General features: G+C 61.1%; 11 protein-coding genes. 2 read left to right on the forward strand and 9 right to left on the reverse strand.

Annotation, left to right across the window (positions count from 1 at the left end):
* The 3 genes from B3187_RS16285 to B3187_RS16295 form a co-directional block, all read right to left on the reverse strand.
* On the reverse strand, window positions 1-2332 hold a 2332-nt coding region (locus B3187_RS16285; RefSeq protein WP_286807515.1), incomplete at its 3' end, for a TonB-dependent receptor.
* Between the two features lie 357 nt (window positions 2333-2689).
* Window positions 2690-3346: a beta-phosphoglucomutase gene (gene pgmB / locus B3187_RS16290; protein ID WP_123638966.1), complete on the reverse strand. Its 657-nt coding sequence runs from the start codon at window positions 3344-3346 to the stop codon at window positions 2690-2692.
* Window positions 3343-5682, reverse strand: coding sequence for a glycoside hydrolase family 65 protein (locus B3187_RS16295; protein ID WP_286807518.1), 2340 nt, complete (start codon window positions 5680-5682; stop codon window positions 3343-3345). The genes pgmB and B3187_RS16295 overlap by 4 nt, the downstream gene beginning before the upstream one ends.
* Before the next feature lie 269 nt (window positions 5683-5951).
* On the opposite strand from B3187_RS16295, the gene B3187_RS16300 reads away from it, so the two are divergent.
* Window positions 5952-7190 (forward strand): MFS transporter, encoded by a 1239-nt coding sequence (locus tag B3187_RS16300; protein WP_286807520.1) that lies wholly within the window; start codon window positions 5952-5954, stop codon window positions 7188-7190.
* Window positions 7191-7292: 102 nt separating this feature from the next.
* Complete coding sequence (locus B3187_RS16305) at window positions 7293-8309, forward strand: LacI family DNA-binding transcriptional regulator (RefSeq protein WP_286807522.1); 1017 nt, start codon at window positions 7293-7295, stop codon at window positions 8307-8309.
* A 101-nt stretch (window positions 8310-8410) separates the two neighbouring features.
* On the opposite strand, the gene pal is transcribed toward B3187_RS16305, so the two are convergent.
* The 6 genes from pal to B3187_RS16335 all read right to left on the reverse strand — a co-directional run.
* A complete protein-coding gene (pal, locus tag B3187_RS16310; protein ID WP_024462459.1) occupies window positions 8411-8884 on the reverse strand; it encodes a peptidoglycan-associated lipoprotein Pal in 474 nt (157 codons plus the stop codon).
* A gap of 256 nt (window positions 8885-9140) precedes the next feature.
* The gene (gene hemL, locus B3187_RS16315) at window positions 9141-10421 is read right to left on the reverse strand and encodes a glutamate-1-semialdehyde 2,1-aminomutase (protein ID WP_286807525.1); all 1281 of its coding nucleotides are present in this window, start codon (window positions 10419-10421) and stop codon (window positions 9141-9143) included.
* Window positions 10418-11053, reverse strand: a complete 636-nt coding sequence (thiE, locus tag B3187_RS16320; RefSeq protein ID WP_286807527.1) for a thiamine phosphate synthase — start codon at window positions 11051-11053, stop codon at window positions 10418-10420. The genes hemL and thiE overlap by 4 nt, the downstream gene beginning before the upstream one ends.
* An 84-nt stretch (window positions 11054-11137) precedes the next feature.
* The gene (gene thiD / locus B3187_RS16325) at window positions 11138-11971 is read right to left on the reverse strand and encodes a bifunctional hydroxymethylpyrimidine kinase/phosphomethylpyrimidine kinase (protein ID WP_286807528.1); all 834 of its coding nucleotides are present in this window, start codon (window positions 11969-11971) and stop codon (window positions 11138-11140) included.
* Between the two features lie 34 nt (window positions 11972-12005).
* A complete protein-coding gene (gene hemJ / locus B3187_RS16330; protein WP_286807530.1) occupies window positions 12006-12431 on the reverse strand; it encodes a protoporphyrinogen oxidase HemJ in 426 nt (141 codons plus the stop codon).
* A 47-nt stretch (window positions 12432-12478) separates the two neighbouring features.
* The coding region (locus B3187_RS16335; RefSeq protein WP_286807531.1) for a chloride channel protein at window positions 12479-13475 on the reverse strand (997 nt) is incomplete at its 5' end.

Below are 13475 nucleotides of genomic sequence, written 5' to 3' on the forward strand. Positions count from 1 at the left end.
GATAGCCGATGGAGAACTTCACGTTGCGCGGCAGAATGTACCGGCCGTTGGCCGATACCCCAGCGGCCCGCGGGTCGCCCTCGGTCAGCGCTTCTTCATCGGTAAGGTTATCCACCGCCAGTTGGAACTCCAGATTCTCGACATTCACAATCACACCGAGATCGAACTTCTCGTAGCTGGGCAGCTTATTGATGTTGCCGTTGTCGCTGTAGCGGTCGCCGATGATGCTGGCGGTACCGTAGACCACGGCATCCACACCGTTGGCGAAGGACAGGTTGTAGCTCGGTGACAGGCGGATCTGGGAGTCCGGCTGGCGCTGGACGCTGTTGCCGGCATCGTCACCGCTCTTGATCTCGGTGTCCTGCAGGGTGGCGTTCAGGGTCAGTTCGAACTCACCGAAGTAGAGGTTACCGTCCAGTTCCACACCCATGGCTTCGGTTTCCAGGCGATCGAAATCATTCAGCGCGACGTTGCCGAACGGTTGCCCTTTGGTTTCGTTCATGAAGCCGGTGGCGTACAGAGAGTAATTGGCCTGGGACAGCTTGTAGCCCAGTTCGTACTGCTGGACATCAATGATCAGATCCGAGCCATTCTGGAAGTCACCGCGGAAGTCACGATAGGCGTCGAAGTCCGGGAATTTCACCCCGTCGTTGATGCGCACAAATACGCCCGAATCTTCGGTCAGTGCCCAGTTGGCGGCGGCGGTGTAGGTCACCTTGTCTTCTTCGGTGTCCAGGGTCAGATCCGCAATACCGTCTCGGGCGCCATCGTCTACCGAGTAGGTGGTTTCGCGGGTCACCACGCGCACACCGGCATCCAGGGTCAGGTCGCCGAGGTAGGTTTCCCCCGCCATGTAGAAGGCGTTTTCGCGGGCATCACCGATGGCGTCCACATCGTATTTGAACCCGCAGGTCGTCTGATCAAAGTCTTGGCAGGCGTCGTCCACGCTGTCCGGGCTGATCATCTGACCATTCTGGCCCAACTCATAGTATTTGGAGTTACCGATGGACCAGATTTCGTCGACTTCCCAGGTGGAGGCGTAGTAGCCCACGGTCAACTTGTAGTCGTCCCACTGCTTGGCAAGACTCAGGTCGTTGCTGAACGCTTCGATGTCTTTTTCCACCACCCAGGGACCGAACCGCTGGACCAGGGTGTTGGCGGCCACTTCGTCACCCGTGATGGTGGTGCCGGCCAGTCCGCCATTGAGGCTGCCCATGGTTACCGCCGCACCGTCCGGCACGAAACCGTAGGTATCGGCATCACCCTTGGTGAGCCCGAAGCGGTCGGTGAAGGTCCAGCCGTTGGCCAGGTCCAGCTCGATCGAGCCGCCGGTCACGCTGCCGTCCCAGCCGCGCCCCTTACCCATGTCGCGCATTTCGAAGGTGGTTTCAGTGCCACCCATGCCATCGCTGCCACTGTAGGGCACCAGTACATTGCGGTTGGCGGGGCCGACCTGAGTGTAGCTGGCGTCAATCCCGGTGGGGTTGCCGTCGCTGTCCTGTAGCGCCACCGGCAGGTACCAGGTGCCGTGATCATCGGTCGCGCGGTGGAACAGGTTGATCTTGCCGTTATCGAGTCGCTTGGTGAGGTTGATGGTGAATTGGTTGCCTTCCTCGGCATCGAACCCGGCTTCACGGATACCTTCGGAGGAGCTCACATAGCCGCCGATCATGTAGTAGAGGTCGTCGCTCAGCTCGCCGCTGACCATGCCGTCCACCCGCTGCAGGCCGAAATCGGAGGTGGAGTACTTAAGCACGCCTTCGGTATCCGGGCCGCCCTCTTTCAGAATGAAGTTGGTGGTCAGACCGACCTGACCGTTGGAGTAAACCGGGTTGGGACCGCCGCGCAGGCCTTCCATGCGCTCGATGGTTTCATCCACGCGGAAGATCGTGGAGTTTTCCAGAAAGGAGAGGGTGGGCGGTGGGTAAACGGCCAGGCCGTTGACGGCAACGGTGACAAAGTCGGCATCACCGCCACTCGGGAAACCGCGAACGAAAATGTTTGCCCCGGATACACCGCCGGAGCTCTCAACCCAGACGCCGGGGACCGTTTTCAGCAGGTCGGCGGTACTGGAAGGGGCTTTGCGCTTGATGTCTTCGGCACTGACGGTGGAAATGGCAAAGCTGGCGTCCAGCTTGCGCATGGCGGCACCCCCGGGCGTACCGGTGACCACCACTTCTTCAATGGGGCCCATGGCGGGTTGCTGCTCGGCTTCCTGGGCCTGGGCCGGAACGGCCAGCGCCAGCGCGGCCATTGAGCCAAGCCACAGTACCGGGCGGCGTGAGTGCTTCAGGGCGTTGAGTGTTCGGGCCAGAGGCTTCTGGGTCATCATGGCATTTCTCCTCCCCGCGATGCGGGTCATTATTGTTGGACGTATTGTTGGTCGTTGCTGAGCGCAGCTGGGCCGGTCGCTGTTGGACGGTCCGATATTTTTTGTCTCTCTCGGTGTTGCCTGTGTTGTTCTCTCCATGGGGGCACCTCTTTTGGAAGCGCCCGGCTCGGGGCGCCTGAGGGGTATTCCACCGCGCTCGATTTTTAGCTTAGTTCAGCTAACTCCGTATTGCAATCGATTGCAAATTATTTTTACAAACGATTTCATAATAACTGAGTGATCCCTATATAACGTCTGATTCTGATACCGGTTACGGTTTTTGGCGCCAATTCGGGGCCGGGTTTCGGGCTCCGCCGCTCAGCGGCGGGCCTCAAAGCACGAATCCGGACGGAAGTCAGCCAGGCTCGGGACGCACTGGTCGGCTTCCGCCAGTACCCTGTCATCGCCAATGCCAACGGCGTACATGCCGGCCCGCTTGATGGCGGTAACGCCCGCCGCGGCATCTTCAATGCCCACACACAGGGCCGGTTCAACACCCAATCCCCGAGCCGCCAGGGTAAAAATCTCCGGGTCGGGTTTGGGGTGTTTCACCCGTGCGGCATCGGCAATGTAATCAAAGCGGTGGGCGATGCCGAGTCCGTCAATCACCGCCCGGGCGTTCTTACTGGCGGAGGCCAGCGCCATTGGAATGTTCCACTCGGCCAATTGATCCAGGAGCTGCGCCGCCCCCGGTAACAGGTCCGCCGGGGTCAATTGAGTGACCAGTTGTTGGTAGCGCTGGTTTTTGCGGTCCGCCAGGGCGAGCTTTTCGTCCTCCCGATATGGGCGGGAAGCGCCCTCCAGAACAATCTCGAGCGATGCCATCCGATCCACGCCCTTGAGTCGCTCATCGGCGTCGGCCGGCAAGCGAAACCCCTCTTCTTCGGCCAGTTGCTGCCAGGCGGCCAAATGAAGGCGGGCGGTATCGGCAATCACACCATCCAAGTCAAATATAGCAGCTCGGTAAGCGGTCATTGGGTGGGACTCCTCAGTGGGGCGGCGACAGGCGCCTGGTCTTGCCCCAGGGCAATGGTGTGCTCGCCATGTTGAAGGGTGATGGGGGCGCCTTCGAGCAGTTGATAGTGCGCCTGGGAGGCATCGACGCTGACCTCAATCAGCCGGCCCTGAGCCCGCACCTTGAATCGGTAGTGGCTCAGGCCCTTGGGTAAGGTGGGGTTGAACATCAACTGATGATGTTGCAATCGCATGCCACCGAAACCCTGCACGAGGCACAACCAGGTACCCCCCATGCAGGCGGTATGAATGCCGTGCTGGGTGTTGCGGTGGTGATTGTCCAGATCCATCCGCGCCACCTGTTCGAAGTAGTGGCGGGCCTTGTCCGGGTAGCCCACCTCATTGGCCAGAATGCTGTGCATGCAGGCGGACAGGGTGGAGTCGTGGGTGGTGATGGGTTCGTAAAAGTCGAAATCCCGTTTTTTCTGCTCCCGGCTGAATTGGTCGCTGAGCAGGAACAGCGCGAGCACCGTGTCCGCCTGTTTGCAGACCTGGTGACGGTAGATGGTCAGCGGGTGGTAGTGCAGCAGCAGCGGGTAGTGGTCCGCGGGCGTGTGCTCAAAGTCCCAGCGGGGTTTGTCGAGGAAACTGTCGTCCTGCAGGTGGATGCCCTGGCTTTCGTCATAGGGCAGATACATGCGCTCCGCCGCCTGCGCCCAGTCGGCCACCTCCCGCTCGTCCAGTGCCATGGCCCGGTACAGCTCCTTGGCTTTTGCGGGCGCCTGGTCTTTCAGCCACTGGTACAGCTCGACCGCATAGCGCAGATGGGCCTGCGCCATGGCGTTGGTGAAAAAGTTGTTGTTCACCAGGGCGGTGTATTCGTCCGGCCCAGTGACTTCGTTGATGCAGAACTGATCGCCCCGATGGGCGTTGTAGTGCCCGATGGCGGGCCACAGTCGGGCGCTCTCCAGCACCACTTCGGCGCCGGCCTCAATCAGAAAGTCATCGTCCCCGGTGGCTTCGTGGTACTGCTTGACCGCATAGGCGACATCGGCGTTGATATGAAACTGGGCCGTGCCCGCCGGATAATAGGCGGAGCACTCTTCCCCGCCAATGGTGCGCCAGGGGAACAACGCGCCTTTGGGAATGGCCAGCTCCCGCGCCCGGGCGCGGGCGGCATCCAGAATGCTGTGTCGATAGAGCAACAGGTTGCGCGCCAGCTGCGGCTGGGTATAAAGAAAAAAGGGCAGGATATAGATTTCACTGTCCCAGAAGTAATGGCCGTCGTAGCCGTGGCCGGTGAGCCCCTTGGCGGCGATATTGGTGCCGGGGTCCCGCCCCAGAGACTGGAACAGGTGGAACAGATTGAAGCGAAGCCCTTGTTGCAAAGCGGGATCTCCGCCCACCTCGATATCCGAGCTCGCCCAGAAGGCATCCATGGCGGCGCGCTGATCCCGTGCATAGTCGTCAAACGACCGCTGCTCGCACCGGGCCAGCAGGTCATTGAGGTCTGGCGCCTCGTCGCCGCCATGGCCGTAAACGACGTACTTGGTGAGCACCAGGGGCGCCTCGGGGGTCAACGTCACCTGGTATCGACAGGTGGCCCGGAAGTCGTCGGTGTCGTGTGCCGGCGCGCTAACGGTCGCTCCTTCCAGGCGGTGGCCGGCGGCGCTGCTCAGCGTAAAACCGCTGCTTTTCAGATGGTGGCTCAGGGTCAGCCGTCCGTCCTGTGCGGTCTGGATGCGGGGCTCCAGGTCTTCAATATTGACCCCCGCGCCGACCCTGGGGTCATCGCTGTCCGCGGAGGCGGCGGGGGTGGCGTCCAGGCTCGAGGTCACGCCCAGTTCGCCGGTGCCGGACTCCAGTGACAGCCGATACTCCATGATGACCAACTGCCGCTCGGTCAGGGACACCAGGCGGCGGCTGGCCAACCGGAGTATCTGGCCACTCGGGGCGCGCCAGCGCCACTGACGACTGACCAGACCGTTATCCAGCTCCAGCTCGCGCTGGTGCTCAATAAGTTCACCCTCACTGAAATCGACGGCAACGCCATCCAGTGTCAGGCCCAGCTCATGGGGAAGGGCGGCGGAGGCAATTCGCTGGTTGTTTTTGGCGTAGCCATAGGCCTGCTCGCCGTAGGTGATGGGCTCTGAGTAGTACACGCCGTTCAGGTAGCACCCGGATTCGGCGGCGCCGGCGGCGAATCCTTCATCGAAGGTGCCGCGCAGGCCAACATACCCGTTGCCCAACGCAAACAGAGTGGCGTTTAGTCCGTAGTCATCGGCGTGAAAGCCGGTCTCGGTGATGCGCCAGGGGTTGAGGCCGTAGCGATCCGATGCGCGAGAGCTGTGTTGCATGGCTGTCGTTACCCGTTATCGATAGAGTGAACCAAAGTGGTCTGTCGGGCCGCGGTGAAGCCGGCGGCGATCCGGACGGGACCTTTTAGAGGAAGTTTAGCATCCTTGCAATCGATTGCAATTGGTTATTTTGCTGCTATTATTGGATGAACAACGCAACAGGTGCCATCGCCGGTGCCGGGTGTGTTGTCTATCGGGGGCCGAACCCCAGGGGTTTCGGTTCAGGTCCACGCAGGCGTCTTGCGGGGCGCGTTCGAAGGTTCATAACAATGAATAAACGCCTGATTATTCTGGTACTGATGCTCAACTACTTTCTGTTCGGTCTGTTGCTGAACAGTGTCGGAGTGGTGATCCTGCAATCCATCAACAGCTTCGGCGTCACCAAGGAGAGCGCGGCGCTGCTGGAAGGGTTCAAGGATATTCCCATTGCAGTGGTGTCCTTTCTGGTCGCGTCCTTTCTGCCACGGCTGGGATACCGGCGTGCGATGATGATCGGCCTGGGGGTGGTATTGCTGGCCTGTCTGTCGATGCCGATTCTGAGCAGTTTCTGGGCCACCAAAATGTTGTTTCTGGCGATCGGCTCGTCGTTTGCGCTGATCAAGGTGTCGGTCTATGCCAGTATCGGGATCCTGGCGCCGGAAAAGCAGGCCCATGCGAGCCTGATGAACGCCATCGAGGGGGTGTTCATGCTGGGGGTGTTGTCCGGCTATTGGGTGTTCAGCTTTTTCATTGACTCGGATCGTCCCGAGAGCATGAACTGGCTCAACACCTATTGGTGGCTGGCGGGCATCTGTGGGTTCAACCTGGTGGTAATGGCTTTCATCCGCTTTGGTGAAGACAAGGTGCAGTCGGCCGCGGCCAACTTTGGTCAGGACTTTCTGGCAATGCTGAAGCTGACCGCCCGCCCCTTGGTGTACATTTTTGTGGCATCGGTCTTTCTGTACGTCCTGATCGAGCAGGGCATTGGCACCTGGTTGCCGACGTTCAACAATCAGGTGCTCAACCTGCCCAGCGCCATCAGCGTGCAGGTGACCAGCATTTTTGCGCTGTGCCTGGCCATCGGGCGGTTGGGGGCGGGCGTGCTGCTGCGCGGTATCAACTGGTATGTGTTGCTCAGCGTCTGCGTGGTCGCCATGGGCCTGTTGGTGATTCTGACCTTGCCGCTGTCCTACAACGTGACGGTGGAACCGGATGTGGGCTGGCTCAACCTCCCGTTGGCCGCGTATATTTTTCCGCTGATCGGTCTGTTCATGGCGCCGATCTATCCGGCGCTGAGCTCGGTGGTGTTGAGCTCCCTGCCGCTGCATCAGCAATCGTCCATGGCCGGCTTGATCATCATTTTTTCGGCCCTGGGTGGAACGACCGGGTCGATGTTGACGGGCATTGTGTTTGGTCAGTTTACCGGACAGGTCGCGTTTTATATGGCGCTGGTACCCATGGCCCTGATTCTGATTCTGCTCCGGGGCTTGAAGCGTGAAACCGACCGGGCCGACGCGCTGGAAGGGTAATCGCGGCTATACAAGTATCTGACCGGTACTTTAAGATGGTCCGGATGACAATCGTGCGGGGTGGGCCTGTCAGCCCACCTGTCGCTTGACCGGAAAATGACCATGTCCCGACGAAAACCTCAGGAACCTGTATCCATCGCAGACATCGCCCGCCGAGCGGGGGTGTCGGAGTCAACGGTATCCCGTGCCCTGAACAATAACCCTGCGGTGAATATCAAAACCCGCGAAAAGGTTCAGGCGCTCGCCCGGGAAATGAATTACAAGGTCAATACCGGCGCCCGGAATCTGCGCCTGCAGCGCAGCCATACCATTGCTCTGGTGATCAATGCCGAGAGCGTGGACGGACAGACATTCTCTGACCCGTTCATGATGGATATGATCGGTGCTATTGCGGATGAACTGAACGAGCATCAATACAGCCTGCTGTTCTCGAGCAATGCGGTATCACCGGAGGACTGGCATGCGCACTTGCTGGGCTCTCGTCGCGCCGACGGCATCATTGTGATCGGTCAGGGGCGTGATGATGCGCCGCTGCGCCAGTTGCAGAAGGAAGGGGATGCGATTGTCGTCTGGGGCGCGCGCGAACCCGAGGCGAACTACTGCATTGTCGGCAGTGATAACTACATGGGGGGGCAGTTGGCCAGTCGTCACCTGATAGGGCGCGGTTGCCGGCGGATGTTGTTTCTCGGAGATGTGGCGCATCCGGAAATCCAGGGGCGTTTTCAGGGGTACTTTGATGCGCTGACCGAGGCCGGACTGTCGTCCCAGGAGCACCATGTCCAGGCGGCGTTTTCCATTGAGTCCGGGTATCAGCATGTGGTTGAGTTGTTGGAGGAAGGGCTCGATTTCGATGGGATTTTTGCCGCCAGCGATAATATCGCGATGGGCGCGATCAAGGCGCTGCAGGAGAAAGGTATCCGGGTGCCCGATGACGTTGCGGTAGTGGGGTTTGATGATATCCCCATTGCCCCCTATTTCAATCCGCCTCTGACGACCGTGCGCCAGGATATTCATCGGGGCGGGAAGCTGCTGGTCCAGAAGGTGATGGCGTTGGTGAAGGGGCAGCCGGTGACGTCCGAAGTCTTGAAGACCGACCTGGTGGTGCGCGCGTCGTCCTGACCGCTGAGGCTTACCCATTGGGTATTACATCCCTGCAAGTGTTCCCACCAAAAAAAACGGCGCCGATAAGGCGCCGTTTTTTCGTGCGTTGAGTGAGCGACTTACTTCAGCTCAACACGACGGTTCTGTTCCCAGGCGCTTTCATTGCTACCCTGAACGGCGGGACGCTCTTCACCGTAGCTGACGGTTTCGATGCGGCTGGCCGGTACGCCCTGAAGTACCAGGAAGTCACGAACGGCTTTGGCGCGACGCTCACCCAGGCCCATGTTGTACTCGCGTGAACCACGCTCATCCGCATGACCTTCCAGACGAACACGGTCGCCACTTTCTTTCAGGCGCTCGGCGTGAGCTACCAGAGTGGCACGCGCGTCGGGCTTCAGAGTGGACTTGTCGAAGTCAAAGTAAAAGGTGGTGTCCAGCTCGGGCTCGGGTTCCGGTTGGGGCTCCGGCTCGGGCTCCGGTTCGGTGACGGTGGGTTCTTCAACAGGCTCTTCCTGGGTGGAAGTGGAGCTACAGCCCACGAGCAGACCTGTGGTGGCGATCAGAATCAGAAAGCTTTTCAAAAGATTGTTCATCGTTCTCTCCCAATTTGGTGAACAGAGTTACATTCCGTAAAAACAGTGTCGGTGAAACGAATAGAGTCCGTGACAACACGTTCGTTCCCTACATCGATTCCTGAAACAGCGAGCAGGCCAATCGCGCTAAGCCCAGTGCCACAAGGATTGAGGAACCTGCGTCAAGATTAAGCGCTCCACGCGCCTTAGGCAAGTCCTGGCACCAAAAATTGTGGCATGGTTAACTCTTCAAAGCCTCTGGCGGAGTTTTTTCACCCTACAGGCGGGCAAAAACCCGGCGAGCGGCGCTGAGCGTCTGCTCAATATCATCCTCGGAGTGGGCCGCCGACATGAAGCCTGCCTCGTAGGAGGCGGGGGCCAGGTAGACGCCCTCTTCGAGCATGCCGTGATAGAAACGGTTGAACCGCTCGGTGTCGCAACTCATCACCTGATCGTAGCGGGTCACCTCCGGCGCATCGGTGAAGAAGAAGCCGAACATGCTGCCCCGATGGTTGGTTGTGAAGGGTATGCCAGCCTCGTCTGCGACCGCCTGCATGCCGCGGGTCAACTGCTCGGTGCGTTCGGTGATTTGCGCATAAAGTCCCTCCTGCTCAAGGGCTCGCAAGGTGGCGACGCCCGCGGCGGTAGCCAAAGGATTGCCCGACAGGGTGCCGGCCTGATAGACCGGTCCGGTCGGCGCTACCATTTCCATGATGTCTCGCCGACCGCCGAAGGCTCCGACGGGCAGGCCGCCGCCAATCACTTTGCCCAGGGTGATGAGATCGGCCTTGACGTCAAACAGCCCCTGAGCGCCCTTAGGCCCCACTCTGAAACCGGTCATGACCTCGTCGAAGATCAGCACCGCGCCGGACTCATCGCAAACCTCGCGCAGGGTTTCCAGAAAGCCCGGTACCGGGGGAATGCAGTTCATGTTGCCGGCCACGGGCTCGACAATGATGCAGGCGATTTCGCCACCGAGCTCGCGGAATACCTCGCGGACCTGCTCCGGATCGTTGTAGGTCAGGGTCATGGTGTGTTCGGCCAGCGCGCTCGGGACGCCCGGGGAGCTCGGGACGCCGAAGGTGAGGGCGCCGGAGCCGGCCTTGATCAGCAGTGAGTCGGAGTGGCCGTGGTAGCAGCCCTCGAACTTGACGATCTTGTCCCGACCAGTGAAGGCACGGGCCAGTCGAATGGCGCTCATGGTCGCTTCGGTACCGGAGTTGACCAGGCGCACCATGTCCATATTGGGAACGCGCTCACACAGCAGGTCGGCGAGCTCTGTTTCCCGGGCGGTCGGCGCGCCGAAACTCAGCCCGTGGCGGGCCGCTTCGATGACGGCATCGGTAACTGGGGGGTAGCTGTGGCCCAGAATCATCGGTCCCCAGGACTGCACATAATCAATGTAGCGCTGGCTGTCCGCGTCCCAGAAGTAGGCCCCCTCGGCCCGCTCGACGAACCGGGGCGTGCCTCCGACGGCCTTGAAGGCGCGCACCGGAGAGTTGACCCCTCCGGGAATGTGTTTCTGGGCCAGTCTGAACAGCTCTTCGGATCGACTCATAATGCGGTTTCCTCTCTACAGCAGGGTAGGGTTAGATAGTTGCGCGCCCGGCGTTCTATATCCGGTGCGCTGAACAGGTCGTGGCTGACCGCCAGCCAGTCGGCGCCCGCTGCCAGCAGTGCGGCGCCGTTTTCCAGAGTGATGCCTCCAATGGCCACAATAGGCAGGCCAACCGCCGCGCGCGCCCGTGTCAGTAAGTCGGCGGGCGCGGGCGGGGCATCGGGTTTGGTTCGGGACGGGAAAAATCGCCCGAACGCCACGTAGCTGGCGCCGGCCCGCTTGGCGTGCTGCGCCAATGCGATGGAGTCGTGGCAGGTAACGCCGATGATCGCCCGGGAGCCTAAACGTTGTCGGGCTCGCATGGGATCACCGTCGGTTTGACCGAGGTGCACTCCGTCCGCCTGTACCCTCAGGGCCAGCTCGGGGTCATCATTGATGATCAAGCGAGCGCCGTGGTTCAGACACAGGGTGCGCAGTGCGGTGGCCTCCCGGAGGCGCCGGGCCTGATCGCCGGATTTATCCCGATATTGCAGCCATCGAGCCCCGCCGCGCAACGCCGCTTCGGCGGCCGGGATCAGTCGCTCCGCCAGGGCGGCGGTATCGGCAATGGCGTACAGGGGGTGCAAGGGCATAGCGGCTCCACAGCGTGAGCGGAGCAGTTTACCGGCAAATGGCGTCGGTGCAAAATGGCGACGTGCCAGGGCGAGCGCCGGTGCTCAACAGCCGCCGCCGGGCCCCCGATTGCCGCTCTGATTGCGGTCGGCCCAGAACAGTCGATTGGGAATACTGTGTCCCATCCCGAGGCGCCGGCTGGCGGCGAGCGCGTGCCAGGTGAAATTCTGGCCCTGCTCCACCGCATCCAGCAGCCGCAGGCCGTGGGCGAGATAAGCGCTGATACTGGCCGAGAGCGTGGCGCCACCACCATGGCTCAAAACGTTCAGACGCTCCCAGCGGTATTCCCGCACGAGTCCCTTTTTGTTGTACAGCCGGTTTTCGTGGTGGGTCTGGGTCCGGCGGGAGCCGGTAATCAGGGTGTACTCCCCGCCATACTCCAGGATTTCCTGCGCGCAGGCGTCCAGGGTGTCACCCTGCTGGGCGAGTTCGTAGGCTTCCACCAGATCCGGGGTGGCCAGAGTGCTCAAGGGCAGCAACAGGCTTTTGGTGGCGTCCCGGAGCGCTTCGGCCTCGGCCGCGGGGCCGTCGCCCAATTGGGTGACGGGTTCCAGTACCACGGGCAGATGAGGGTAGTCCTGCAGAATGGTGTGAATGGCCTCAACATGGCTGACCTGGCCGAGGAAGCCCAGTTTGACCGCCTTGACCGGCAGGTCCTCCAGAACCGCTCTGACCTGCTCAATCAGAAAGCTGGAGGGAATGCTCCGGATGTCCTTCACATCCCGGGTGTCCCGCGCACAGAGGGCGGTTATGACGGACGTGCAGTGGCAGCCGAGGCTGGCGCAGGTTTCGATGTCTGCCTGGATGCCGGTGCAGCCGGAGGGGTCGTGGCTGGCCAGTGCCAGCACGATCGGCACCTGCTCATCTATCGGCGTCATACGGGTCCTCCTGGTACAGGCCCCCGCCCGACATTCAGTGCAATGGCTTGACCACAGCGAGGATCACAATGCCGATCAGCAGGAGCACGGGAAACTCATTGAACCAGCGAAAGAACACATGGCCACGCTGGCAGCGGTCATCCCGGAACTGCTTGATGAACTGACCGCAGATAAAATGATAGACCATCAGAACCGCAACGAGTGTCATTTTTATCCAATACCAGAGGCTGTGGGCATAATAATCCCAGTTGCCGCTGCTGAGCCACAGCCCTAAGGCCACGGTCGCAATCAGGCTGGGCGTGCCAATGCCCCGATACAGCTTGCGCTCCATGATCTTGAAGCGATCGCGACTGATCTGGTCGGTGCTCATGGCGTGGTAGACAAACAGTCGCGGCAGATAGAACAGCGCCGCAAACCAGCAGATGATGGCGATCAGGTGAAAAGCTTTGACCCAGAGCATAGTGCGTTCCGTTGTCGGTGGGTGATCGGTAGCTCAATGTCCGGCTTTTACAGCCGGTAATAAGACTCCAGTTGCTCCCGGGAGACCAGCCCGGTGATGCCGCCGCCGGGGGCCGGGATGTACAGGGCATCCACCTGGGACTGGTTGAGAGCCTGCCAGGCCTCATACAGGTTGGCCAGGGGCGAGATGGCGATCATCTCCACCCGTCTGCCTGGAATGGCCAGAAGGTCCAGATATTCGCCTGCCTCGGGTTCGTCCGCCGCGGGCGCCGTGTCCGGGTCGGCTTCCAGTGTTTCCAGGTGCTGAGCCAGCGAGGCCGGCTCGAGCAGCAGGTTCTTGTCCTGAAGAACGATCCACTCGGGCTTTAACTTCAGCAACTCACGCGCCTCGCGTTGAGTGATCTCTCTCGAGGCCAGGCTGAAGCGGCGGTGCATCAGGCTGCGCACGCCGGTGCGGCTCAGCAGTTGCTGCATCAGCTTGGGACGATTGCTTTTGCCCTCCTGCTCCAGCAGCGTGGCAAAGAGCCCGTCGCAGCGAAACAGCCAGCGGGTGGACAGACTGGCCACCACAACCACCAGCATTCCGGGAAACAGGATGCCGGGATTGTACGTCAGTTCCAGGATGGCAATGATCGCGGCCAGGGGCGCGTTGATGACCGCCGCCATCATGGCGCTCATCCCTACAATGGCGTAAACCCCGGGCTCGCTGACCGTAACCGGGAGCATGGCGGCAAAATACCCGGCGGCGCCGCCGAGACAGGCGCCCATGACCAGCGAGGGGCCAATGACCCCGCCGGGTACCCCCAAGCCGAGCACCAGAGCGGTGATCACCAGCTTGGCAACCAGGACCAACGCGAGGGAGGGGCCGATCAGCTCCCCGGTGAGTGCGCCGTCAATGGTGTCGTAGCCCATGCCCATCACCTCGGGAATCCACAGGCCTCCCAGGCCGGCAACCAGCCCGGCGAGTGGAATCCGAAGCCACAGGGGCCAGCGGCCGGTGTGGCGGGCGCAGCCACTGTGCAGCTTGATGTAGGTGGCGGCGGCC

Origin of the sequence: Marinimicrobium sp. UBA4209 (assembly GCF_002381585.1) — a bacterium.
Taxonomy (GTDB): domain Bacteria; phylum Pseudomonadota; class Gammaproteobacteria; order Pseudomonadales; family Cellvibrionaceae; genus Marinimicrobium; species Marinimicrobium koreense.